This is a genomic window from Xaviernesmea oryzae (assembly GCF_900109605.1).
In the GTDB taxonomy this organism is placed as follows: Bacteria; Pseudomonadota; Alphaproteobacteria; order Rhizobiales; family Rhizobiaceae; genus Xaviernesmea; species Xaviernesmea oryzae.
This window is the reverse complement of sequence record NZ_FOAM01000004.1, coordinates 346,149-371,641: the sequence shown is the minus strand read 5'-3', so window position 1 is coordinate 371,641 and position 25,493 is coordinate 346,149. Positions and strand designations below refer to the sequence as shown.

The 25,493-nt window shown below is 59.7% G+C and carries 14 protein-coding genes and 1 pseudogene; 6 read left to right on the top strand and 9 right to left on the bottom strand.

Annotation, left to right across the window (positions count from 1 at the left end):
- Positions 1–327, top strand: a pseudogene (locus BMX61_RS24620) (polysaccharide biosynthesis/export family protein); the annotation flags it as partial.
- Positions 328–638: 311 nt separating this feature from the next.
- Here the strand turns inward: BMX61_RS24620 and BMX61_RS07155 are convergent.
- Positions 639–1,748 (bottom strand): endo-1,4-beta-xylanase, encoded by a 1,110-nt coding sequence (locus BMX61_RS07155; protein ID WP_075628355.1) that lies wholly within the window; start codon positions 1,746–1,748, stop codon positions 639–641.
- 497 nt (positions 1,749–2,245) lie between these two features.
- On the opposite strand from BMX61_RS07155, the gene BMX61_RS07150 reads away from it, so the two are divergent.
- The 4 genes from BMX61_RS07150 to BMX61_RS07135 all read left to right on the top strand — a co-directional run bounded on the left by BMX61_RS07150 (position 2,246) and on the right by BMX61_RS07135 (position 11,476).
- Entirely contained in the window at positions 2,246–5,752 is a 3,507-nt protein-coding gene (locus BMX61_RS07150; RefSeq protein ID WP_083639496.1) for a family 16 glycosylhydrolase, read from the top strand.
- 535 nt (positions 5,753–6,287) lie between these two features.
- On the top strand, positions 6,288–8,630 hold the full coding sequence (locus BMX61_RS07145) for a family 16 glycosylhydrolase (RefSeq protein WP_075628356.1): 2,343 nt from the start codon (positions 6,288–6,290) through the stop codon (positions 8,628–8,630).
- Positions 8,631–9,149: 519 nt separating this feature from the next.
- Positions 9,150–10,577: an O-antigen ligase family protein gene (locus BMX61_RS07140; protein WP_075628357.1), complete on the top strand. Its 1,428-nt coding sequence runs from the start codon at positions 9,150–9,152 to the stop codon at positions 10,575–10,577.
- A gap of 11 nt (positions 10,578–10,588) precedes the next feature.
- Positions 10,589–11,476 carry a hypothetical protein gene (locus BMX61_RS07135; protein WP_075628358.1) on the top strand — a complete coding sequence of 296 codons (888 nt, stop codon included), beginning with the start codon at positions 10,589–10,591 and terminating at the stop codon, positions 11,474–11,476.
- Positions 11,477–12,135: 659 nt separating this feature from the next.
- Here the strand turns inward: BMX61_RS07135 and BMX61_RS07130 are convergent.
- The 5 genes from BMX61_RS07130 to BMX61_RS07110 all read right to left on the bottom strand — a co-directional run bounded on the left by BMX61_RS07130 (position 12,136) and on the right by BMX61_RS07110 (position 17,960).
- Positions 12,136–13,101: a glycosyltransferase family 2 protein gene (locus BMX61_RS07130; protein WP_075628359.1), complete on the bottom strand. Its 966-nt coding sequence runs from the start codon at positions 13,099–13,101 to the stop codon at positions 12,136–12,138.
- Positions 13,098–14,009 carry a glycosyltransferase family 2 protein gene (locus BMX61_RS07125; protein ID WP_170854907.1) on the bottom strand — a complete coding sequence of 304 codons (912 nt, stop codon included), beginning with the start codon at positions 14,007–14,009 and terminating at the stop codon, positions 13,098–13,100. Before BMX61_RS07125 ends, BMX61_RS07130 begins: the two co-directional genes overlap by 4 nt.
- A 149-nt stretch (positions 14,010–14,158) precedes the next feature.
- Positions 14,159–15,619, bottom strand: coding sequence for an MOP flippase family protein (locus BMX61_RS07120; protein ID WP_075628361.1), 1,461 nt, complete (start codon positions 15,617–15,619; stop codon positions 14,159–14,161).
- Complete coding sequence (locus BMX61_RS07115; RefSeq protein WP_075628362.1) at positions 15,616–16,455, bottom strand: hypothetical protein; 840 nt, start codon at positions 16,453–16,455, stop codon at positions 15,616–15,618. The genes BMX61_RS07120 and BMX61_RS07115 overlap by 4 nt, the downstream gene beginning before the upstream one ends.
- Positions 16,456–16,670: 215 nt before the next feature.
- Positions 16,671–17,960, bottom strand: a complete 1,290-nt coding sequence (locus BMX61_RS07110; protein ID WP_075628363.1) for a polysaccharide biosynthesis protein — start codon at positions 17,958–17,960, stop codon at positions 16,671–16,673.
- Between the two features lie 1,075 nt (positions 17,961–19,035).
- Between BMX61_RS07110 and BMX61_RS07105 the strand changes: the two genes are divergently transcribed.
- Positions 19,036–19,995, top strand: coding sequence for a UDP-glucuronic acid decarboxylase family protein (locus BMX61_RS07105; protein WP_210186270.1), 960 nt, complete (start codon positions 19,036–19,038; stop codon positions 19,993–19,995).
- Between the two features lie 130 nt (positions 19,996–20,125).
- Here the strand turns inward: BMX61_RS07105 and BMX61_RS07100 are convergent, their stop codons facing one another.
- The 3 genes from BMX61_RS07100 to BMX61_RS07090 form a co-directional block, all read right to left on the bottom strand.
- Positions 20,126–20,524, bottom strand: coding sequence for a hypothetical protein (locus BMX61_RS07100; RefSeq protein ID WP_139198887.1), 399 nt, complete (start codon positions 20,522–20,524; stop codon positions 20,126–20,128).
- Positions 20,521–22,914 (bottom strand): phage head spike fiber domain-containing protein, encoded by a 2,394-nt coding sequence (locus tag BMX61_RS07095; protein ID WP_075628365.1) that lies wholly within the window; start codon positions 22,912–22,914, stop codon positions 20,521–20,523. The genes BMX61_RS07100 and BMX61_RS07095 overlap by 4 nt, the downstream gene beginning before the upstream one ends.
- A gap of 286 nt (positions 22,915–23,200) precedes the next feature.
- Positions 23,201–25,162 (bottom strand): acyltransferase family protein, encoded by a 1,962-nt coding sequence (locus BMX61_RS07090; RefSeq protein ID WP_075628366.1) that lies wholly within the window; start codon positions 25,160–25,162, stop codon positions 23,201–23,203.
- Positions 25,163–25,493 lie beyond the last annotated feature (331 nt).

The window sequence follows — 25,493 nt, the reverse complement described above, 5'->3', positions numbered from 1 at the left end:
GGCGGCCTGCTCGATGCGCGCGCCAATCCCGAGCAGGTGCTGCTCTATCGCCGCGTCAACCGCGAGCTTCTGGCGCGCCTGGGCGTCGACGTCAGACGCTTCGTCGACACGGAGATCCCGGTGATCTTCCGCGCCGACATGCGCGACCCGGCCACGATGTTCGTGGCACAGCAGCTGCCGATGCAGGACAAGGACATCATCTTCGTCACCAATGCCGACTCGATCGAGCTGCTCAAGTTCCTCGACCTCGTGAACTCCGTCACCTCGACCGCATCGGGCGCCAGCAGCGACGTGATCACCACCCGCGACGCGATCCGCAAGTTCTGATGTTCGAGCCATCGCGTGCAAGGCCTCTCAGTGGCTTTGCGCGCGATGCGTCACGGCATTGGGGTGTGACGTCTGGATCCGGACGCGCGTCTGGATCGTGCCTCTCCATCAAAGACAAGGCGAAGAGCGATAGGCTAACTCGGTGCTGCGCGCCGGCGCGGCCATAGGCGCGTTATCTGCGGGCAGATGCGCTGGGGCGTCTGCATCAGGTCGCTGGGCAGTGTTCACGCAAACCGGTCGTGGCCTGCGCGAACACGTCTCAAGACGAAGATATCAGAGCGTGGATCGACCTTCGTCGGTGGCAAGACGCATCAGCGCGCCGGCGCATTCTTGAAAGCCGCCATCATCGCGTCGAACATCGGCTTCGGCTTCAAATCGCTGTCGAAAGGCAGGCCGCGCACCAGCTGGCCGTCCGGCCATTTGTAATTATCGGCGGATGAGAGCCAGGAATAGCGGTCGGTGATGCCCCAGGTCAGCACGCCGAGCATGGACGGGCTCGCCAAGGCGACATCCAGGAAACTCTTGGCCACGCTGGCCACGAACTGATCGCGCTGCGCCGGGTCGTCGGCGGGGCCGCCGCTGTCGGCAATATCGAGTTCGGTGATCATCAGCTTCAGGCCATAGCCTTCCAGATCGTGGAGGAAGCGGGCGAAGGTCTCCTCGCCGAACTTGTCCTTATAGGGCTTCAGATGTCCCTGAATGCCGAAGCCTTCCACCGGAACGTTCTTCGCCTTCAAGCGATCGAGCAGTTTCAGCACGGCGGAGCGGCGGGTCTCGTTCCAGCGCACGTCGCTTTCGATGCCATAATCGTTGAGGAACAGGATCGGCTTCGGATCGGCCTCCTTGGCGGCATGAAAGGCCATCGAGATATAGTCTTCGCCAAAGGCCTTGTACCAGATGCTGCTCGACCGCATCCGGTCCCAGCGCCAGTCGGCAGGCTCCACAGCCTCGTTGACGACATCCCAGGAGTGAATGCGTCCCTTATAATAGCCGACGACCTTGTTGATATAGCCGGTTAGAAGTTCGGTACGGGCCGTCATGTCGGGCGTTTCCAGCGCTTGTTCGAGCCATTGCGGCTGCACGTTGAACCAGACGAGCGTGTGGCCGCGCACCAGCTGGTGGTTCGTCTCGGCAAAGCGCATGATCCGGTTGGCGGGCTCGAAATTATAGACGTCGGCACGCGGCTCGATCTCGTGCCGCTTCATCTCGCCCTCATGCACCAGAATACCGGCTTCGCGCGCGACGAGATCGGCAAAGGGGCGGTCCCGCGCGATCTTGCGGGAATCGACGGCACAGCCATAGAGCAAGCCTTTGGCCTCGGCGGCCTGCCGGAGCGTTGCCTGTTCCTGCGCCATGGCCTGGCGCATCGGATAGGCCAAGCCGCTGGCCAGCATCATGCCGAGTAAGTCACGGCGCTTCATCGCGTCTCTCCTGCTGTGTCCGGAACCATGCCCTTGACAGGTGTCTCCTATCAGGCATCGCGCTCCACGGATCATGTTGCAATGCAAACCCGAGGCCCGCTCTGCGATGCGGACGACCGGCCGATCAGCGCTCTAAACCCCGTCTTCGTCGAGATAATGTCAAAGCAGATGACATGTTGCAGTGCAGGAGCGTGTTTTTTTGATGGTCTGTCTTCCGCATGACGGAAGAGCCGACGGCTGCTTGCCCGCACCCCAACAGAGCTTGTTGGTCTTGCCTGTGGAATCGGAAGCACGGGCAAGGGCTTAACGATGTTTCTTCAGGAAACGGCTGCGTAGAAGAAATCAAGCAAGCCCAAGAAGCGCTGGGGTTCTTTCGTTAATTTTCGCCATGCCGGCAAAAGCAAGAACGTAGAAATCGTTAAATATTTAAACTTTACCTTCAAAAACGCGAAAGAGGCGCTTGGTAATTTTCTCTGGACGACAGGAGAACAAGTCAGATGTCCACTGAAACCAAAGTGCTTCCTATGATTTCCGGTACATCTGCCAATGACTACATTGCCAGTACTGGCAGTGGCGCCACCCTTGTTGGCGGCGCGGGCAATGATCTTTATTTCGTGACTTCGGCCGATGACGTCATCATCGAGAAGCCCGGCGAGGGGATCGACAGCGTCATCACCTATCGCACCAGCTATACGCTCGGCGACAATGTCGAAAATCTCTCCGTGCTGGGCAATGATCTCTACGGCGTCGGCAATGCGCTCGACAATGTGCTGGTCGGGGGAAGCGGCCGCCAGACCCTGGTTGGTGGCGCGGGCAATGACACGCTGACAGGCGGTGCCGGCAGCGACATCTTCGTCCTGACACAAGGTGGCGGCTCGGATACGATCACCGACTTCGACGCCAGCGATATCGTCCAGCTCGGCGTCTATGGCTTCAAGAATTTCGCAGAAGTTTCCGACAGCCTCGTCCAGGATAATGCCAACGTCGTTCTCAAGCTGAATGACGGGTCGCAGCTGACCTTTCTCAACAAGACGATCGCGGATTTCCAGTCCAGCAATTTTCAATATGCGCTGGATACCTCGCATCTGAAGCAGACCTTTGCCGACGAGTTCAACACGCTGAGCCTCCAGCAGGAGGGCGGCATGTGGCGCACCTGGCACAATAACGGCCTCTCGGACGGCGGTCAGGCTTACCTCAATCCGACCAATTCGACGGGCGTCAATCCCTTCTCCGTGACCGATGGCGTGCTGACGATCCATGCCGACCGCGCCAGCGCCGAAACGGCCGCGTTGACCGGCAAGGAGTTTACCTCCGGCATCATGTCGACGCGCGACACCTTCTCGCAGACCTATGGTTATTTCGAGATCCGCGCCGACCTGCCCTCGCAGAAGGGCGTGTGCCCAGCCTTCTGGCTGCTGCCGGCCAACGGCAGCTGGCCGCCGGAGCTCGACGTCTTCGAGCAGGTCGGCAATGATCCCTCGAAGGTCTATCTGACGGCACACAGCAACAGCACGGGCACGCCTACCGCCACCGGCATTTCCTCTTGGATCGGCGATACGGGCGAAGGCATGCATACCTATGGCCTGCTGTGGACCAAGGATGTGCTGGTTTGGTATCTCGACGGCGTCGAGGCCTATCGCATCGCGACGCCGGCCGACATGCACCAGGCGATGTATCTCGTCACCAATATGTCCGTGGGCGGCGGCTTTGCCGGGAGCACGGATGCCAGCTTCACCGGCGCGGACTTCAAGATCGACTATATCCACGCCTACCAGCTGGAGGAGAATCTCGGGACGCGGCAGTCGATCACGGGCGAGAAATGGTCGATCACCCTCGATAATAACGGCGACGACGTGACGCTGACCGGCACGCTGAACATCAACGCGACCGGCAATGCCAAGGACAACATCCTCATCGGCAACAGCGGCAACAACACGCTCGACGGTAAGGTCGGCGCTGACACGATGATCGGCGGACAGGGCGACGACACCTACATCGTCGACAATGCAGGCGATGTGGTGGTGGAAAATGCCAATGAAGGCACCGACACCGTCCGCGCTTCGATCAGCTATGTGCTCGGCGCCAATGTCGAAAAGCTGTTCCTCACGGGAACCGACAATCTCCACGGCACCGGCAACGAACTTGACAACACCATCTATGGCAACAGCGGCGACAATGTCATCAATGGCGCCGGCGGGGCGGATGTGATGATCGGCGGCGCTGGCAACGACATCTACTATGTCGACAATCCCGGCGATATCGTCACCGAATGGTCGAATGGCGGGATCGACACCGTCTATTCCTCGATCAGCTATGCGCTGCCAAATCAGGTCGAGAACCTGACGCTGACAGGCAGCGACAATATCGACGCCACCGGCAACTGGATGGACAATATCCTGATCGGCAATGACGGCAACAACGTGCTGCGCGGCATGGGCGGCACGGACACGCTGATCGGCGGCAAGGGCGACGACACCTACTATGTCGATAGCGACGACACGATCATCGAAAAGGCCGATGGCGGGATCGACACCGTCTACGCCTCCTCGTCCTACACGCTGAGCGCCAATGTCGAGACCTTGATCCTGACCGGAAACTGGACCAGCAATGGCACCGGCAACAATCTCGACAATCTCTTGATCGGCAATAGCTGCGCCAATACGCTCGACGGCGGTCGGGGTGCCGACACGATGATCGGCGGCGCGGGCAACGACACCTATTTCGTCGACAATCCAGGCGATATCGTGATCGAAAACGCCGGCGAAGGGGTCGATCGGGTCTATTCCTCGATCTCCTACACGCTGACGGCCAATGTCGAGATGCTGCTGCTGACCGGCAAGGCGGATCTGAACGCGACGGGCAACAGCCTTTCCAACACGATCTACGGCAATGACGGCAACAACATCATCGACGGCGGAACGGGTGCCGACACCATGTCCGGCCAGGGCGGCAACGATACCTATTATGTCGATAACATCTACGACAAGATCATCGAGTGGTCGAATGGCGGGATCGACACGGTCTTAAGCTCGGTCAGCTACAGCTTGGCGGACAATGTCGAAAACCTGACCCTGATCGGCCTGGCCAACCTCAACGCGACCGGCAACTGGCAGGACAATATCCTGATCGGCAACGCCGGCAACAACATCCTCGATGGCAGCAAGGGCGCCGATTTGATGAAGGGCGGCGCCGGCGATGACACCTACATCGTCGAGAATGTCGGCGACGTGGTGGTGGAAAATCCGGGCGAGGGCATCGATACCGTCAAATCCTGGATCAGCTACCGGCTGACCGACAATGTCGAGAAGCTGATGCTGCAGAGTGCCGGCAATATCAACGGCTATGGCAACGATCTCGACAACACAATCGTCGGGTCGATCGGCAACAACATCATCGATGGCGGCGCCGGTGCCGACCGGATGCAGGGCGGCCTCGGCAACGATACCTACTATGTCGATAATCCGGGCGATCTGGTGATCGAGTGGAGCGGCGAAGGCAACGACACCGTCTATTCCTCGATTTCCTATACGCTCGTGAACAACGTCGAAAACCTGATCCTCACCGGCACGGCCAATCTCGACGGCTGCGGCAACGGGCTCGACAACACGCTGATTGGCAATGACGGCAACAATCGCCTCGATGGTGGCGCCGGCAACGACATCCTCCAAGGCGGCCTGGGCGTCGATATTCTGAATGGCGGCGCCGGCAACGATACCTTCGTCTTCAAGACCGCGGCGGACTCGGCCGTCGGCACACCGGATACGATCAATGATTTCCAGAAGGGCGACATCATCGACCTCCGGGACATGTATGCCGGCACGATGACATTCCTCGGCACCGGCGACTTCACCGGTCATAGCGGCGAGGTGCAGATCTCGGCCTATGGCAAGGGCACGATGATCAACATCGACCTCGACGGCGACAAGCATATCGACAGCCAGATCTTCGTCGCCAATCTCCAGCCGTCGAACTTCGCCAGCCAGGGCGGCATCTTCCTTCTGTAAGACGGAAACACCAGCAGCGGCGTGCGGCCTGCGTCAGGGTAGAGAACCTCGAGCGAAAACAGGTTGCATCGCATGACTTTACAAAGGCGAAACCGAGCGAAATCGACGCATGGGAGCCGGGAAGGTCCCATGCGTCCTCGTCTGCCCGGAAGCAGGACGAGAGAGAGCGCAGGCATCGGGAAAGGGCTTGTGCCAGCAGGCAGAATGCGGCGAACGACGGCCAGACAGCGCAGAGGGCTAATCGTTATTAGGCAGTAACACCAGTTGGTTAACCGACTTGATGGTTGTTCGTCATTTCTTCGCCATAGTCTTTAGTGTATTGCCGCAGTATTCCGGCTAAGGAAGCGCGTGGGGCGATTCTTTTTCTGCTGTTTCAGGTGCGCCTAAGGCATTGATTTGCCTTGCAGGCCAAGGTTGTACGCTGCTTTAGGCGGGCGTTATTAACCGAAACGCAAGGCCCAGGCAATTTAATCAGCCTATTCCTCCATCTGTGCCGGCAGTGGTGATGGCTAACCTTTCCCAAGGGGGCAGTAATATGGACAGAGCTTTCAACGGCTTGAAAATCAATGCGGCCGTCATCGGCCAGGTCGTGAACGGCTCGAGTTCAAACGATATTCTGACCGGCTTTGCTTCGGGCGGGGCCATGATGAAGGGCGGCGCCGGCGACGACACCTATTACGTGATGTCTGCCAGCGACACGGTCGTCGAGGCGGCCGGTAGCGGAAGCGATATCGTCATGACCTGGCGCACGAGCTACACGCTGGGCGCCAATATCGAGGATCTTGGCGTCTATGGCGTCAATACCTATGGCGTCGGCAATGCGCTGAACAATCAACTGTTCGGCGGTGACGGGCGGCAGGAACTCTTCGGCGGCGGCGGGAACGACACTTTGACGGGCGGCGGCGGGCGCGATGTGTTCATCGTCCAGAAGGGCAGTGGCTCGGACAAGATCACCGATTTCCAGACCGGCACGAGCGGCGACTATGTTCGCCTTGGCGATTACGGCCTGAAGAGCTTTACCGATGTCACGTCGCGCATGACGCAGAAGGGCGCGGATGTGGTGCTCCAGCTAAGCTCGACGGAGACGTTGACCTTCAGCAACCACAAGATCGCGGACTTCGGCCAGGGAAATTTCCAATACGGGGTCGACCGCTCCAAGTTCACGCTGACCTTTGCCGACGAATTCGACAAGCTTTCGCTGCAGTCGAGCGGCGGCACCTGGCGCACCTCGTTTTCCGACAATGCCGACGGGCGAACGCATGGATCGACGGAAGCGCAGATCTATACCGACAAGGCCTATAAGAACTGGGGCGTCGATCCCTTCGCCATCAATAATGGTGTTTTGACCATTCATGCCGACAAAGCCAGCGACACGGTCAAGGCAGAGTCCGGCCGGGCCTATACGTCAGGTGTGCTTGCTTCGCGCGGCACGTTCTCCCAGACCTATGGCTATTTCGAAATCCGGGCGCAGCTGCCGGCCGAAAAGGGCGTTTCGCCCGCTTTCTGGCTCTTGCCGTCCAGCGGCCAGTCTCCGCCGGAAATCGACATTCTCGAAGGCTATGGCGGCAATAAGGGCAGCGTCTTCCAGACCATCCACTCGATGAGCACGGGCAGCAAGGTCTCCACGGGCATCTCCTCCTGGGTCGGTGACACCACGGCCGGCATGCATACCTATGGCGTTTTGTGGACGCAAAAAGAGCTCGTCTGGTATGTCGACGGTGCCGAGACCTTCCGCACCGCCACGCCATCCGACATGAACCAACCCATGTATATGGTCACCAATCTGGGCGTCGGCGGCGATTGGGTCGGCACGCCGGATGCGGGCTTTAGCGGCGCCGATTTCAAGATCGACTATATTCGGGTCTACGAGCTGGGCCACACCGCCAATATCGTCAAGAGCAGCCAGTGGTCCGTGACGCTTGATGCAGTCGCCGATGGGCTTGTCCTGACCGGCAGCCTGAATCTGACGGGCACGGGAAACGCGCGCAACAACACGCTAACCGGCAACAGCGGCAACAATATCCTGGATGGCAAGGCCGGTGCGGACACCATGACCGGCGGCCTGGGCAACGACAGCTATTATGTCGACAACGTCAAGGATGTGGTGATCGAAAAGGCAGGGGAAGGGGACGACCGGGTCTATTCCTCCATTTCCTGGACGCTCGGCGCCAATCTCGAGCGGCTCTATCTGACAGGAACGGCCTCGATCAACGCCACCGGCAATAGCCTGGACAATCTCCTCCAGGGCAATGACGGCAACAATGTTCTCAATGGGGGCGCCGGCGCCGACACGATGGTGGGCGGTCAGGGCAACGACACCTATTATGTCGATAATGCCAAGGACGTCGTCACCGAATGGTCGAACGGCGGAACGGACACGGTCTATTCCTCCATCTCCTTCACGCTGCCGTCGCAGGTCGAGAAGCTGATCCTCACAGGAAGCGCCAATCTCAACGGCACCGGCAACTGGATGGACAATGTTCTGACCGGCAACAGTGGGCAGAACGTTCTCGACGGCGACAGCGGCAACGACATCCTGATCGGCGGTGGCGGTGCCGACACGCTCAAGGGCGGCTATGGCAACGATACCTTCGTGTTCAGACAGGCATCGGACTCGACGCCTCAGGCGCGCGACACCATTGTCGATTTCCAGTCCGGCGACCGCATCGACCTGTCCGCGCTGTCGGATACGACGCTGACCTATATCCACACCAATGCCTTTTCGGGCCATGCCGGAGAGGTCAAGGTCGCCGCCTACAATGGTGGCGTTCTGGTCGATGTCGATCTCAATGGCGACAAGGTGGCCGATACCGAGATCTTCCTCAACAAGGTCAGCCTCAGCACGATCCTCGCCAGCGGTCGCGACTTCGTGCTTTGATCCGCAAGCTGGTCGAAAACACGCGCCGCAGCGCCTTGGTCAAGGAGGCGGCGCGTGCCGTGCGTCCGGCGGATCACATCTTGGCCGACCTTGCCTGTTGCGGATCACTCACCCGCACAATCGCACTTTATCGTGCTCTGCCCAAAATTCGACCAGAACAGAGACATAAGCATCCTTTGTCAGGCTCTGGACATCTTTGCCAAGCTCGAGGCAGCGGCGACTTGAACCCGTCTCTGGAATAAAGCCGGGTATCATGTCATGATGGCGCATGCCTGAACAGCAGGCGGCTTTGCAATCCAGGCTTTCCGACGACGGGCTCTTGTAACCGGCGCTGCACCAACATATGGTAAATTGTTGCAGTGCGGGATAGGTGCGCCTGGGTGACCCGGGCGTATTCGAAGCCGGATATGTCGAGGGTGGCGTTTCGCTCAGGAAGACGGGCCAGGCAGCCGCTCGGAATTTTTCGCTTTCGGCAAGATGTGCTGCTGTTGCCAAGCGCTTGCATCACGAGGTGTTTTGATGGCCCGCATAGCCCATAAGGTGCCCTCCGCGGCGGCCGGCAACTTCTTCGCCGGCATGGACAAGATCGACTTCCTGGCCGTCGGCTTCTTCCTTCTGGTCATGGTGCGCTTCGCGACCGGCGAGGCGGATTCGGAATCGGCTCGTGCATTGAACGCGGCAGCCGTCGAGAGCGGCGACCTTGGTAAGCAGATCGGTTACACCTTCCTCTTCGGGTTGCTGACAGCGCTGTGGCTAATGAAGCGAGGGCTGTCGCTGCCCAAATCTCTTGGGATCATCCCTATTTTACTTATCGGCTGGATCGTGATGACCAGCTCCTGGGCATTTGCGCCGAATGTTTCCTTCCGGCGAGCCATTCTGCTCGTCTTCGTGTTTTTCAGCCTTGCATTCGTTGTGGATCTCTTGGGTCCTGGGCGCTCGATCAGAGCGCTTTATATTTCTCTTGGTATCTGCATTATTCTATCAATTATCTGCGTCTTTCTCGTCCCCTCCGTCGGACGTCATCCTATGACGGAGATGGACCAGGGCATTGCTGGCGGCTGGCGTGGAATCTTCATTCATAAAAATACGGCAGGACCTGTTGTTTCGATGGCGGCGATGATGTTTTTGCATCTTGGTCTTTCGAAGGGCCACCGCATGCACTGGTTTCTTTTCTCGTGCTCCGTGTTTTTCCTTCTCGGCAGCAAGGCTAAAACAGCCATGGGCCTCTTCCTGGTCGTTTTCGCCATCTCCTTGTTGTTCCGTCTTGCTTGCTCCGATATCCGTTTTCGGCTTCTGGTGGGTACGCTCGTCGTGCTTGCGATCGCGGGAGGCGCTGGCATGGCATTTGGTTATGCGGATGCGCTGGTACGCCTGTTCTCAGATCCCGAAGCCTTTACGGGACGTGTCGCAATTTGGCAGGCCGCCTATGATGCCGGGATGGATAATTTCTGGAAGGGTGTCGGATACAGTTCGCTCTGGGGCGTTGGTGAGCCGCCGCCCATCATGATGTGGGCGCGCTTTCCCTATCTCGAATTCATTTCGCATTCACACAACGGGTATCTGGAGCTATTTGCAACGACAGGCATCATCGGCTTGGTGATGGCAGTCTGGTTTGCTGTGGTCGGTCCGTTCCTTGTTTTCATGCGCATGCTGAACTCCTCGTATAGAGGCGCCGTCTCAGCGCTCTTCGCGATCTGGCTCTTCGGCGTTCTCGACAACTTCATGGAGACCCAGCTTTTCACCCGGGACCGCGAGATCTGGGTGGTCTACTTCTCGTCGATTTTGATCGTGACGCAGCTCTACAAGGAAGAGGTTGCGACGCGCACGCGCACGCTGTTGAACAACAGCGCGCGTCGGATGCGCGCGCGCATGCGGCTGCCGATGCCCGCTGGCGCCCAACCGGTTTCACTGGCCAAGATGAACCTAGACACCATTTCGAAATTTTGAGGAAAAGTCAGATGATCGAGAAGTTCGGGTTTCTGATCCTGGCCTTTGGTAAGGCACGCTATATTGATCAGGCGGTCGATTTGGCGATTTCACTCAAGCGGCACATGCCCCATTATCCCGTGGCGCTGGTCACCGACGGAACGTCTTTGCCCCCCGGCCTGTTCGATCATGTCGTCCCGATCGACCGCAACAAGGGTGGCGGCTTTATTCAAAAGGTGTGGCTCGACGCCTATTCACCGTTTGAAAAGACGATGTTCATCGACTCCGATTGCATTGTCGGTCGGCCTTTCGAGGATCATCTGGCCGCGCTGCAGGCCTATTCTTTCACCCCTGTTTGCGAGCGTTATCTCAAGGCGGGCGACCGCGATGAAGACGGCTGGGTCAAGGACATCGGTCTGGCGCTGGCTGCCGTCAACGGATCGCTTTATCCGAAGTTTAACGGCGGCATCTACTATTTCGACAGGAGCGAGAAATCGCAGGCTGTCTTCGAGAAAGCCCGCGCTTTGCTGAAGGACGTAGGGAGTCTCGGTCTGCAAAATCCGTCAGGCGGCGAAGTGGGCGATGAGACCTTGTTCGCCCTGGCGCTGTCGGCGCTGGGATTGACCGATCTCTATGATGACAAGGGCACGCTGATGCGCACCCCGATCGGCATCAACGGCCCCTTCGAGATGAGCGCGGATTTCAGCAATTTTCGCTTCAAGAAATATGGCCAGGTCGTCGCGCCTGCTATCTGCCATTTCGCCGGCGCCAACGTGTTGAGTTGGCCCTATCTGAAGGTCGCGACCTACGGGCGCAACGGGGCGCTCAGTGCGTTCGACCGGGGCCGTCTCGCCATTCATTACGCCCGTCACGGCTGGCCGCATTATCTTCGTGCGGCGAAACGCGCTCTTGGCCGCTGAGAGGCGTCAGGACCGCTTTTTGATGCTGGAGACGACAGGTTGTCATGCCGCGCACTTAGCGCCGTTGTCGCCAAGCTGAGGAGGGCTGCTGTGCCACCCCTCGATCATATCCATAAAGCAGCTGCCTGACTGTCAGTGCGATCTCTCCAGTTCATGCGAGGGTACGTGATGGCGGGCAGGATCGGTGGAGGTCCATGCTCCTCAATCCGACGCTCGGCGGGATGGCTTAGACTGTTGAGCTCCATCATCAGCGGCGCAGCATTTAACCTCACGCGCGGTCGAACAGAGCGATGCTGGTCGCTGCTCGCGCGGACGCGTGTAATCTCCGTCGCAATCAACCAAAGCATGGTTATATTAAACCTTGCGACGTAACCGAAAATCCTCTATTTCACAGGTTGTATTATGCACCTATCGAGGTTGCAAACATGTGCTTTTTACTTTAAACATTTTCCTGTGAATAAGCGAATCACTTGAACTGACTGTTGATTTGGATGCTACACTGGTCTCGATGGTGCAGGTACTGCCATGACAGGCGGCTATAGCAAGTGCAAGCGGCTGTGATTGAGATCGATGTGCGTCATCAATGCAGGCGGAATCTACCTAGTGGTAAGCTATCGAGCGCGCAAGAGCTGAAGTATCAGCGCGAGCTCGTCGCGTGATCAGGAATTGTGGGGCTGCTTGCGAAGATGTCGCAAAACAGCGGCTGCACCCGTATATTTCGCCAGCATGATCCCGCGATTGGCGAGCCAGCGGTAGAGAGAATCCGGCAGAACGATCTGCAGGAAAACCACCATGGCGAGGCGGGGGGAAAAGGCTCCGCTGAAAACGGCCTGCCAATACATGAGCTGAGCGCGAAAGAAATTGCGGGACGCGACTTTTTTGGCCAAATGCCAGCCACGATAGCCGAGATAGGCTTGTTTGGGGATCTTGTCCTTGAGGTCTTCCAGCCATGGGAAACTCTCGATCATCGGGCCCGATATCGACAGGCGTGTGTGGCCGACATCATCGACCCAGATAACGGTTGGCCTCTCCAGCATGCGAAATTCACATCCATCCAGTTGAAGGCGGATTGCGAAATCCGTGTCGTCACCAAAGCCGGCATCGCGCCTGTAGCGCACCCGCTTGGCGCGCTCGATCGGCAAGACCAAGCCGCTTGTCTGGACGAAGCCGCGATCATTGATGAGATATCGAGCCATGTTCTCGCCCGGCCGCAGGGCTCGGGGCGGCTTGATAAAGGTGCGCCCACGTCCTCGGTCGACGATGACGGGCGAATAGACCGCCACATCAGGTTCGGCGTCGAGAACCGCCTTCATCGTCGCCAGATGCTCAGGCAGGAAGAAGTCGTCAGAATCCAGGAAGGCGATGTAAAGCCCGTTCGAATTATCGACACCGATATTCCGGGCCGTGCTGGCCCCCTGATTGGGCACGCTGATGAAGCGGATCCGCTCATCGGGAATATTGCCAATCACCTCGGCCACATTGTCCTTTGAGCCATCATCGACAATAACGATTTCGAAGTCGGTAAAGGTTTGATTCAAAACCGACCGGATCGTTTTCTCAACAAGGCTTGCCCGGTTATAAACCGGGATCACAACGGAGAAATATGGTCTCTGATTGTTGCTCAAGTCAGTTGTCGCGCTCTATCGATGACGAAATCCGAGAATTGCCTGTATAAGCTCTCCGGCATAACTATCTGCAGGAATACAGCAAGAGCGAGCTTTGGTGAATAGCAGCCCGACGTTAATGCAATAAAATAATATTTTATGGCTAGTAAAGGGTTAGTCGGCGCCAAGCCCTTTGCCACATGCCATCCTCTATAGCCGAGATAAGCGCGACGGGAAATAAAAGGTTTCATTTCCTCAAGCCAGCCCATGACTCTGTTGCCCTTGCGGGAGGCGGAAACGCGACCCGGATCGGCAATATCGTTCCATACGACGGTCGGCCGCTCGGTCATTTTAAATTGGCAGCCAGCGGCAAAAAGCCGGATGGCAAAGTCCGTATCCTGTCCGAAAGGCATGCCCAGCCGGTATTTCACCTTGCGGGCGATCTCCGTTGGCACGATCAGTCCACTCGTCTGCACAAAGCCACGGTCGCTCATCACATAGTCGGCCATTTCCTCATCCGGCCGGATGGCGCGAGGCGGCTTGATGAAGGTCTTTCCGCCACCGCGGTCAACGATGACGGGCGAATAGACGACCGTGTTCTTGCCCGGAGCCTGATCTAGGGCCGTCTTCGCCGCGCTCAAGTGGTCGGGGAGAAACTCGTCATCGGAATCGAGAAAAGCGATGAATTCGCCCCTGGCTTCATCGATGCCGTGGTTGCGCGCAGCGCTTCCACCCGCATTCGGCTGCCGGATCAAGCGGATGCGCGGATCCTTGATAGCGTTGATCACATCCTCGGGCTGATCCTTCGACCCATCATCGATGATGACGATCTCGAAGTCCTGAAAGGTCTGCTGCAGCACGGAATCGATCGTGGCGGCAATAACCGATCTTCTATTGTAAAGAGGAATGACCACGGAAAAAAGCGGCATCAGTCGCCTCCTCATTGATTCTGGCGTGTCCAAAGCAGCCTTGCTGCTCGTGTTGCCGATCCAGTCGTCCTCTGGACCGTTTCAAAAGTCCGGCGCGCGATAGCGTAAGACAAGGCCGCTATTCACGAAGAATAGCGGCATAGCAATAGCTAGGCCTGACGCGCAAATAGTCGCTTGTTCAACCCCGTCAGTCGAAGAATCGCGTTGCACCATTCCCGATTGAAGAACCAACTCAGTCCAAGGTAGATAATACCGCCTGTCGCAACCCCTACGACAAGGCGAACAAGACTGAGTTCGAACGGCGAAGCAGCTACAAGCGCCAAGGCGGAAGCTATCGCTACAAGTATCAACGGCACAAGCCACTGTCGCGTGTATTCCCAGAGCCCGGCACCGGTCAAAGGCTTGATGACAAATGGCCATAGCGCGAAAATGAAGCAGAAATAGAACGCAGCAAGTGCGGTGGCGGCGCCGATCGTGCCCCAGTGTCCGCCAATATAGATGGTGGGAACGATGAGGAGCGCCACGAGGAGGCTTTGCGCCAAGGCCATGCGAACCTGGCCAGTGCCATAGAAGAGACTGCCGACCGGCGAGCCCAATGAGCGAAACATGCCCCAGACGGCAAGGACACCCAGCAGATCGGCAGAGGCGGCCCAGCGCGCGCCGAACACGACGTCGATCGTTTCGTGGCGGAAGATCGCCATGGCGCCATAGATCGGGAAGTTGACCGAAGACGTCATCAGGATCGTCGAGAGGTAGATCCTGCGCAGCAGTGTCTTGTCGTTCTGCGCATTGGCCATGATCGCCGTGCCGACGCGCGTGATGATCGGATTGGTGGCATACATCAGCTTGAGGCTGAGCTCGCGCGGCACGGAGTAGAAGCCGAGTGCGGTCTCGCCGACGAGGCGGCCGAGAATGATGATGTCGGCCTGGACCGTCAGCGTGTTGGAAAGCGTCGTTCCCAGCAGATACATTCCGCCCTTCATATAGGGCAGTGCCTCTCGGAACTTGAAGGTCAGCGAGGGCAGCCAGCCGCCACGGGCAAAGAGGAAATAGAACAGGCTGTTGAACAAAGCGAGCGAGACGACGCCGATGACAAGCGAATAAACGCCGAAGCCGAAAAAGGCGGCGCCGATGGTCAGGCTGGTGCTGAGCAGGGCGGAGCTCAGTTCCGAGATCGAAATCTCTTTGAAGGCCAGCCGCTTTTCGCCAAGCACCTTATATTGCTGGCCCAGCGACAGGAAGAAGAAGGACAGGCCGGCCAAAGCCAGTGGCCATGCGAGCGCCGGCGTCTTATAGAAGTCCGCCACGGTGTCGCTGAGGAACCAGACCAGCACCGAGAGCAGGGCGCCGGTGCCGACATTAAGCCAATAGAGCGTCGACAGTGCCTGCTTGGAGATATTCTGACTGTAGATGATGGTCGTGCTGACGCCGAGATCGGCAAAGAACTGGATGAAGGCGGTGACACTGAGCACCATGGCCATCACGCCGAAATCTGCCGGCTCGATCAGCCGCGTCAAGACGAGTAGCTGCAGCGTCTGAAGGATGACGCGGGTAAAGGTGATGAGACTGTTCCAGCGGATCGCGCTGAAAGCCTGTTCTGTCTTGCTCAAGGCTTTGCTACCCCTATCAGGCCATAGTGCTTGACGATCTGAGCGATCTGCTCGTCATTGCCGCCGCTGAAGCCGCGGTTGCTGTTCTGCAAGGCGACGCCTTGCGAGCCAGGCCATTCGTAAAAGCGGATCTTCTTGCCGATCTTTCGGATCGTCGCGCCGTTCAGACGGGTCATCCAGTTGAGCCAGACATCGTCTGTGGTCGGGCAGAGCGCCTTCAGGCGCTCAAGATTGGTCACATCGGGATGCAGCACGCCGGGCGGATACAGCACGCCGCCAACGCCGGTGAAGAAGATGTCGGCATCATCGGTCGGATCGGGAATCTCGAACTGCCATTGATCGTAAGGCGCCAGCCGGTCTCCGACATGCTTCATGCGATGGGCGCGATAGCACAGCACTTCCGGAACGCCGGGGCGATACTGCGTCACGAAATCCTTCAGCCAATAGCCGGGATAATAGACGTCGTCGTCCGCCGTCACGATAATCGAATCCGGATAGGTCTGAAGGGCCGGGATGATCTTCTTGTAAGACCGAAGATCGTCGGTGCCGCGAATGATCAGCCCATTCTGCTCGAGGGCGCGAACATCGGCCGGAAGCGCATCCAGATCGCCATCGGCAATCCACAGCACGACCGCGTCGGCCGCAACGCTCTGCGTCATCAGCGTTTTCAGCGTCAGCGCGAGAACGTCGTAGCGTTTGGGATAGGACGTCAGCGAGATGACCAGCGGCGAAGGCAGCCCATGGGCGCGGCCTTTCCGGCGAAGGCGCCACCGCATATGGACCGTGGCTTCAAGCCCCTTGTAGAACAAAGGCTTGATGACGGATTTGAGCCCCATGCGAGTCTCCTTGAAGGTTAGGAGCGTTCCACTATCATATTGCTGCAGTGCAATAAAGCCCGCGGCGGATGATAATGCCGCCGTGGCAGGCCGTGGCTGCGAATAATTAAACAAATGCCTTACATAGGCATGCGCGACCTGAAGCCTTCAGGTCAAGCGCCTAGCGCCATCGCGACGATCCAAAAGCGGCTTTCATGGAAAAGCCGGGATGCGGTTCAGCCCGAGGCGGTGGTGGCGGCGTCCTTGCGCCAGAATGTCCGGCGGTAAAGAAGATAATAGAGGTAATACATCCCGATTTCGCCGGCCGCGACCCCGATCAGCGATAGCGCCGCATCGGCCGTTGGAAAGACGAGGACGATCAGCGCCGTGCCGATGAGGCTGATCGGCGAGGTGTAGACCGTTACCATGGCGAGCGGACGGAAGTGTCCGCCGGCCTGCAAGGCGGCGCTTTCCGATCCGCGCAGGGCGCGGGCGAGATTGATCGCCGCCAGAAGCGAGGCGGCCAGCACGAGCTCGTTGTGATCATAGGCGCCATTGCCGATGATGTCGGGCAGCAGCCAGAGAATCGAGGCCAGGAGCAGCGCGTTAAACGCGCAGACCACGAGCGACATCAGGCGGAAAATATTGACGAAGCGCGTCAGTTCGCGGGTATTGCCCTCGGCGATCGCGTGCGCCATGCGCGGCCGTTCATATTGCGTCATCGCCTGGATCACGATGTTGACCGGACGATAGAAGAGGGTCACGGCCGCGATCGGCGCATAGGCCACCGGCCCGAGCAGAAATCCGACGAGATAGGAATGGGCGTTCGCGGTCGCCTCCGTCGTCAACACGCCGAGCAGCACCCAGCGCCCATGCTCCCTCAGGCTTTTCAGATAGGGGCGGAAGGAGGCGGAGCCGAGCGTGGTCAGGCTCATACGGCTTGCCTGTGCCAGAAGCGGAAAGGCGGCCAGGCAGCCGACGATCTGCACGACTGTCACGGAGACATTGTCGATGCGATTGAGGAGAAACAGGAGGCCGATGCCGCCAGCCACGAGCACGCCATAGGCAATGTCGGCCAGAACCGCGAGATCGTAATTTTCCTGCGCCAGCTCCGCCGAGCGGATGAACCAGCGAATGAAGCTGATGGCGCTGAGCGCGAAGAACAGCACGGAGAACAGCAGCCCGCCACCGATCTGATAGGCGATCAGCGCGCTGGCGCCGCCAAACAGCGTGGAAAAGATCCAGTTGGCCTTGGAGAAACTGCCGAAATTCTCCCGCCAGCCGGCCCTATCGGTGGCATAGATCAGGATTGGTGTTGCGAACAAGGCGTTGCAGACACTGATTCCAAGCTGCAGGAAGACCTGCGACAGCGCGAAGATGCCGAATTCCAGCCTCGAGGTTTCGTTCTGCAGCAGGAAGATCAGCAGGAAATTCGAGCCGGAATAGACCATCGAGGACAGGATGCCCGAAAAGCGCCTGGCCGTGCGGACGCCGGAGTGCCAAAGCGACCTCAACCCGTGGCGCATCAGAGACTCCCGCAGGACGTGGCGCGAGGCACCGGTCCAGGCAACAGCGTGAGACTGCCGGCCAAAGGCGCGGCATTGCGGGATCTGAAAAGCTTAGAAAACATTCTGGCATCTCGTCTTGGCCGAAGATGTCATGCGGGCGGTCCCTCGTTTATCATGTCAGTTCGGCCATTGTGCCATCAGGCATCCGCGACCGTTCGTCCCGTCCTTGGTGTCGATGCGGTTGGTTGGAAGCGGCGGCTGTTCGGCGTCATTCTGCATGCCCCTAGCCCCCTGGCGAACGGAGGACGCCTGTCTCAAGGCGCAAGGATGCGCATGCATCCTCTGAAAATCAGACCTCTTCGCCGATATCAACTAAAATATGTACCGAAAATGACGCGATGCAGCAAAGTCTTTCGTGAGTCGCTTGTCTTTGCTGCCGCAGTTCTTCTATAAGAATTTTGAGAACGGAAGATGCGGCCGATCGAAAGAACGGCATGCTGATGGAATGAAGCCGAAATTTGAGCCGCATCTGCCACGAAACCAAGGATCAAACATCGAATTCGCGTTTTCAACGCACGTCAATATTTGCGCATGCCTGGAAGGCAGTGCCATTTGCTCGCAGGCCTGCTGCCAGGCGTGGTAAACAGCAATATCGAAAGAAAACTTGGACGTCGGAAGCTTTTCGAAAGCATGTCGCGCGAAATGCATGTTTGACATTCAATCAGCAGGCGGCGGAAACCAGGAGTTCAAGTTTCCTGTGTCATTGCGGCATGACGAAATCGGCCTTTGTTGGATCCCAGATCGATTTCGCATGGTCAAAGGCAAGGGAAGCGGGGTTTAGACGAAACGCACCAACTAACGGCACGAGGCGGCAGCGCGTTCTGTTCTGCGCATACCCAGCGCTGGCCGCCGCCCGCACCGGGCGGTCCATGCGCGCCCGTGCATGAACGTAATGGAACTGCCTTCTGAGGATGACGCCTGACCGGCATGCATGGCCGACCGGCATCATCCCCTTCTTCCGATGCCTGCATCCTGTCCCGGCCGGGACGATGCGCTTTCAGCACAACCAGTCAATTTCAGGAGCGATGGAACGATGTCGATGAGAATTCTTGTCACGGGTGGCGCTGGCTTTTTGGGCTCTTACCTGTGCGAACTGCTGCTTGACCAGGGACATGAAGTTCTCTGCGTCGATAACCTGTTCACGGGGCGCCGCGCCAACATCGCGCATCTGCTCGACAACAAGTCGTTCGAGTTCATGCGCCACGACATCTGCTTCCCGCTTTATGTCGAAGTCGACCAGATCTATAATCTCGCCTGCCCGGCTTCGCCGATCCATTATCAGTTCGATCCGGTCCAGACGACCAAGGCATCGGTTATCGGCGCCATCAACATGCTGGGTCTGGCCAAGCGCCTGCGCGTCAAGGTGCTGCAGGCGTCGACGTCGGAAATCTACGGCAATCCGTCCGTTCACCCGCAGCCGGAGAGCTACTGGGGCAATGTGAACACCATCGGCCCGCGCGCCTGCTATGACGAGGGCAAGCGCTGCGCCGAAACCCTGTTTTTCGACTATCACCGCCAGCATAACCTGGCGATCAAGGTGGTGCGCATTTTCAACACCTATGGTCCGCGTATGCATCCGCAGGATGGTCGCGTGGTCTCGAACTTCATCGTCCAGGCCCTGCAGAACCAGGACATCACCATCTATGGCGATGGCAGCCAGACCCGCTCCTTCTGCTATCGCGACGACCTGGTCGATGGCTTCGTGCGGATGATGGCGACGGGCGACGATTTCGTCGGCCCGGTCAATATCGGCAATCCGACCGAATTCTCCATCCTGGAACTCGCACAGAACGTGATCGAGCTGACGGGCTCGAAGTCGCAGCTGATCTATCATCCCCTGCCGCAGGACGACCCTCTCCAGCGCAAGCCCGTGATCGATCTGGCGCGTGAGAAGCTTGGCTGGGCGCCAAAGGTCGCGCTGCGCGATGGTCTCGTCAAGACGATCGAATATTTCGACACGCTGCTGAAATCCGACGCCTACAAGGCCAGCTGACGCCGAAGATCTCGCGTTCACATTTCAAAGGGCATCCCGTGGCTTGCGGGATGCCCTTTCGGCTATCTGGTCGTTCCGTCGGTCGCAGCCGCCATGGAAACGAAGCGATCGCGCTTCGGCTGGGAATGCCCTAGCCGATCACCCATTCCGGTTTGATCCGAACCGGCGCCTGGCCGAAAGGATAGACATCGCCGGCAAAGACCGGCGTCAGATGCGCCAGCATGGTATCGCTGGACAGGCGATTGGCCAGGACGAAGCTCTGCCCCTGCTGCGCGCGCAGACTGTCGGCCACGAGCACGCAGAAGGGGTCTTCGATCAGATCCGCCTGCGGTGTTTCCGCCCGGATGATCAGCCAGGCACCCGGTGCATAGACGGCCGGTCGTGTCGGATTGCCGGCGTCGTCGAATTCAGCGTCCGAGAGCAGGGCAGTCACCGGCATGATGGTGCGTCCCCTCTCGTCCGTCCAGCATGGTTGGGATGGGCCCGGCGCCTCGGCGGAACTCTGCTGGCACATAATATGATCGATCATGAGGCTGCTCCCGAAATGGACTGGATCACGCGGCGGTTGAGCGCTGGCAGGACGCGGCTGCCGCTCAAGCCGGGTAGCGTCTGCACCGAGCCGTCATCGAACAGAAGCGTCACGTCGTGGCGGCCTGCGGGCAAGGTCAGTGTGACGATATCGGCTGCCCTTGTGGCCGCCGTGCCGGTGGTGGCGATCGGTGACGACGTTTGTCCTGCCTTTTCCAGCTGCGGCAGACCGATGCGGATGGTCGTGTCGACGGCGGTGCTGCCGGGAAAGCTGACATTGAGGCGTGCATGAAGAGAGGCCGTCGCCGCGTTCGACAGCACGAAGCTGTGGGAGAAGCGCTGCATCCGGGCCGTTAAGTTTGACCTGAGGTCCGGACTGGCTGGAAAATCCACGCCCGTCCCGGCGCTGTTGCCGACGCGGCCGCCGAGATTGAGACCTGAGAGCCCCTTTACCGGCCCCGGCAGCGCGAGGAATGCGGAATGCGTGATGCTGTCGCCGGTCGATACGGGCAGGGACAGGGCAAAATCGATCGGCGCATTCCCGGCCCCTGTGCCGGACGGCGTCGTTCCTGCCAATCTGATGTCGCTGAAGGCGATGCCGCTTTGCACGCCATAGGCATAGGTGGCAGACAGGCCCGAAGGCAGGTTGAGCACCCAGCCTGTCGGCTTCGTCGATGGCGCCACTCCGCCCGCCATGCTGTTGTTGGGGATCAGATTGGTTGCCGCGGGCTCGATGAAGAGACCGCCGCCATCGGCGTAACGCAGGCTGTCGGTCGAAAAATCGAACCAGCTCAGCCCGTCGAACGCCTTTCCGCCGGAGGCCCGGACGCAGGAGACGAGGGCCTCGACCGGAACGAGACTGCCGCCGCGCTGCGCGCGCCGGTTGACGAAGTCGATCTCGAAGGATCTCGACGGGTCGATCCATGGCGTTGCCACGCCGCGCAGACGTCGCATGGCCGGGGCGGCCTTTGTGGCCATCCGCTTATGGGCCTGCTGCTGGGGATGGACGCCGTCTGCACTCAGCGAAGAGGTGACGGTCACCCCGGCCGCATGCGCCTTGCTCAAGGGCGTGCTCAACGCCACGGAAAAGGGGCTGCTGCTTCCGGAAACCGAGACCACATGAACCGTCGTCGCGTCCTGATTGGCAGGCGTGCCGGGTTCGAAGGCCAGGAAATCGCCGCGCTCCGGAGCCTTGTTGAGGGAGATCGTCGTGGAGCCGGCCGATGCAGCGCTCGCCAGCGTCGTCTCGAAGGCTGGGATATCCCATTTGCCGAGAGACTGGACCGCGCTTGCCAGATCGACCTGGTCGTCAAGTGCTCCAGAAGCAAGGCTGGCGATGGAGGCGTTGACATCATCGCGCGCGCTGCCGGGGAGAAAGGCAGGCCGTGTCGTCTGGCCCGCCGTCGAGCTGTTTTGATCCGAAGCGCTGGTTTCTGCCAGAAGCTGCGCCTGGACGAGGCGCTGGATGCCCTCTCCGCGCAGTGCGCTCCAGAGGTTGCGCAGATCGGCCAGGAGTTGGCTCGCGCTGCGCCCCTCGCGCAAGTCTGCCTGCCCGATCGACAGCAAGGCGGCCTGTGCGCCAGCCATGCGGAGAAGCTGGCGGGTGCGCAGATTGGCGGCGGCGGCAAATTGCGCGCGGTCGCCCGCGCAGGTCACCAGAAAAACAGGCAGGCCCGCGAGCGCGGCAGCGCGCCGCAACCAGCCGCCACCGTCCGTGCCGTCGCCCGTTACGTCGGCAAGGCCGTCGAGAAGGTCGTCGCCAAGGGCGACAAGGGAGGTCACGGGCTGATCCGGCTCGCCAGCCAGCAGAATGGCATGGGGAAAATTGATGCCGCGATCGGCATCTGCCGGAACGCTCCACGAGGTGGCGTCGATATCATCCACCTCATTGGCCGGGTTGTAGAGCAGCTGGCTTTCGCCTGTCAGGCCGAGCGCCCCTGCCTGGGCGGCAATCGGCGTCTCCGGTAGATCGAGGCTCATCCGGATGAACACAGGATCGCCGGCGGCAAAGCGCAGCACGCCGAACTGGGCCGGCATCACCGGATCTGCGCGCAGATCGACCGCCCCGGCGGACAGCCTGACGGAACGCGCGCCGTCGAAGAGAAGTGGCACGGTTCTGCCACCATAATTCATGGCCGCCTTGCGAATAGTATAGGCGGCGCCACCTCTTTCGCGGGGCTGGCTGCCATTGAACCAGATATTCGAGAAGACCGGTTGCAGCACGCGCGCGCCGCCTGCGCCGATGACGAAGCGGCCGATCCCCTTCATGCGTGTCTTGGAACCCTGGCGCGCGGCGGTGGCATTGTGGGCCTGACCGCGAAGCGCGACATTTTGAAAGGCGGAGCGCCATCCGCCGCTCGCGCCGAGATGGAATCCGATGGAACCCAGCATCCTGACAATCCCCATTGCGTTGGAGGATCGTCCGGGATGGGTCATCCGGCGCGAAAAATGTCCATGCGCCATTCACCCCAGCACGATCCGATGGGGATTATCCGATCATGGGGAAAAGCGGGGACCCTCGCGCTGTCTACAACAGAGGACGCGCTGATTTCGTGCGCCCAAAGCCTGTTCAGCCGTCAGGCCTGATACGCATGATCTGAGACGGAGCCGGGCGTCCCGAAACCCTGTCGCGCAAGGGCGTCGCGATGCGCCGCCCTTATCGATCACTCCAAGGCGCCTATTGTGCCTTAGACACAGCCAGAACGCCGGCCTGCTTCATCGCCTCGGCCATATGCTCCGACCCCTGTTGCGTCAGATGTCCATAGTCGAACTGCATCGGCACCCCGTCCTGGACTGTCTGGCACGCGGCCTGCGCATCCGGGCAGAGCGTTCGGTAGGTCGAGAAATAGCTCGCACCGGCAGCCGTGGCGGCGCGCTCAAGATCGGCATCGACCTTGGACGGGTCCGGCTGACGGGAGGTCAGCAGCAGTTGGTCGCTACGTCCGTCCGCCACCTGAGCCAGTAGGCGCGGCAGCGGCATGGCATATTCGACGATCGGGCCGGATACGAGAATACGGCTGACCTTGCCGCGCAGTCGCGCCAGCGTGCTCTCCAGATTGGGAATGTCGCTTTCGATCCAGCGGGCGGACAGGATCAAGAGGTCCGGATGGGTTTCCTCCAGAATCTCGCCGAGCGCGAGGTTGATCAGCTGCGTGCAGGCCTTTTCGCCCTTGCTGTCGAAGACCGGTTTGCAGCCGGTAATCGTGGTCTGCATGACATGGGCGTCCGGCAGGCTGTCGTTCAGGCCCTTCCAGAGATGGGCGGCATGGCTGTCGCCAACCAGCAGAATGTTCGGCTTGCCGGCCTCAGCCGTCGCGCAAGCACCGCGATTATAATCGCTGAGGGCTGCCCGATGGCCGAGAAGGAAGCATTGGCCGCGCCGATAGGCCGGCGTGTCGTCATAGGCGAGATAGCTTGCCAGCCGTTCAGCCTCGTTGCGTGGCGCGCCTTGGGTCACGGCCTGGAGATAGAAGATACCGGCAATCGCGGCCAGAGCGGCGCTGACGCCGGTGGCTGCCGTAAACACGGCCTTCCGGCTGAGCACGATCGTCTTTGTGCGGAAAGGCTGCTCCACAAAGCGCCAGGACAGGATTGCCGCCAGAACCGCCGCCAACACCATCAGGACGGCTTCGATGGGCGAGGGGTCGCGCGCGGCCCAAAGGCGATAGCCGACGAAAATCGGCCAGTGCCAGAGGTAGAGGGAGTAGGAGATACGGCCGAGAAACGCCATGGGCGGCAGGGCCAGGAGGCGGGAAACCGCCGAGCCGCCCTGTCCGCCGACGGCCATTAGCGCCGCTGCGGCGGCGCAAGGCGCAAGGGCGACATAGCCAGGGAAAGCCATGCCGCCATGGATCTTGAAAAGACTGACCGCAAGCAAGCCCAGCGCCGCAAGGGCGCCTGCCTCGCGCATCCAACGCGGCAGCTTGGGAAGCGGAAAGACCACCAGCAAGGCTCCCGCCATCAGCTCCCAAGCGCGGGTCAGCGGAAAGTAATAGGCAGCGTCGCGGTCATAATAGGTCAGCACCACGCAGGCGACGAAACTTGCCGCCGCCAGGATGGCGATCGCCGGGGCGATCATCCGCCGGCTGTTGCGCAGGGCAATCAGCAGGAGAGGAAAGAACAGATAGAACTGTTCTTCCACGCCAAGCGACCACATGTGCAGAAGCGGTTGTGTGGTGACGTCCGCCTCGAAATAGCCGGCCGTGCTCAACAGGTAGAGATTGGCGGCCGACACCAACGAGGCGATCGCGGTCAAGGCCGTGATGCGGATTTCGGGATGGAACAGAAAGAAGGGCGCGGCCGCAAGGACCACGGCGATCATCACCAGCATGGCGGGCAGGATGCGGCGCACCCGGCGCTCGTAGAAGGCGGCGAGCGAAATGCCGCCGCGCCCGAGCTCCTTCAGCAAGATGCCCGAGATCAGATAGCCGGAGATCACCAGGAAGATATCGACGCCGACAAAGCCGCCACGCAGCGGACTGATGCCCGTATGGAAAATAACGACGGCGCCGACCGCGATGGCCCGCAGCCCATCAATATCGGCCCGATAGCCGGAGACGGCTCCGGTCTGGGCTCTCGCCCCCTCGTGCGAAGGGTTCATCTTGGCGTAATCGTCCCGCGCCTGTACGCCAACCGTCATGAAGTACCCCTGTTGACACCGATATCCGGTCTGACCTGTCCGGGCTCGAAACGCGACGTTTCCGTCTTGCGCCTGGCCGGCATGACGTTGCGATGGTCGTGCGAAGCAGCCGATTGCCCCTCGACATGGGGCTCCGCACGTCGACGGGCCTATGCCTGCCGCGACTGATAAGCCGCCAGCAACGCCTGAAGTCCATCTGATCCTGATCAATGCAACAAGTAGCGGCCGCACACAAGGTCTGCATGCGTCGCAGCATGGTTTCGCGTGGCGCCGGAAGCCAGCTAAGAGCAGTGTCGGCAACCCGTATGACGACAATCGAGGATTAGCCTTG

Coding starts and splice junctions, on each gene's coding strand:
- BMX61_RS07090 (WP_075628366.1), bottom strand. CDS start 25,162: ATGACGGTTGGCGTACAGGCGCGGGACGATTACGCCAAGATGAACCCT.
- BMX61_RS07110 (WP_075628363.1), bottom strand. CDS start 17,960: ATGCGCCACGGGTTGAGGTCGCTTTGGCACTCCGGCGTCCGCACGGCC.
- BMX61_RS07145 (WP_075628356.1), top strand. CDS start 6,288: ATGGACAGAGCTTTCAACGGCTTGAAAATCAATGCGGCCGTCATCGGC.
- BMX61_RS07100 (WP_139198887.1), bottom strand. CDS start 20,524: ATGATCGATCATATTATGTGCCAGCAGAGTTCCGCCGAGGCGCCGGGC.
- BMX61_RS07115 (WP_075628362.1), bottom strand. CDS start 16,455: ATGGGGCTCAAATCCGTCATCAAGCCTTTGTTCTACAAGGGGCTTGAA.
- BMX61_RS07125 (WP_170854907.1), bottom strand. CDS start 14,009: ATGCCGCTTTTTTCCGTGGTCATTCCTCTTTACAATAGAAGATCGGTT.
- BMX61_RS07095 (WP_075628365.1), bottom strand. CDS start 22,914: ATGCTGGGTTCCATCGGATTCCATCTCGGCGCGAGCGGCGGATGGCGC.
- BMX61_RS07105 (WP_210186270.1), top strand. CDS start 19,036: ATGTCGATGAGAATTCTTGTCACGGGTGGCGCTGGCTTTTTGGGCTCT.
- BMX61_RS07150 (WP_083639496.1), top strand. CDS start 2,246: ATGTCCACTGAAACCAAAGTGCTTCCTATGATTTCCGGTACATCTGCC.
- BMX61_RS07140 (WP_075628357.1), top strand. CDS start 9,150: ATGGCCCGCATAGCCCATAAGGTGCCCTCCGCGGCGGCCGGCAACTTC.
- BMX61_RS07155 (WP_075628355.1), bottom strand. CDS start 1,748: ATGAAGCGCCGTGACTTACTCGGCATGATGCTGGCCAGCGGCTTGGCC.
- BMX61_RS07135 (WP_075628358.1), top strand. CDS start 10,589: ATGATCGAGAAGTTCGGGTTTCTGATCCTGGCCTTTGGTAAGGCACGC.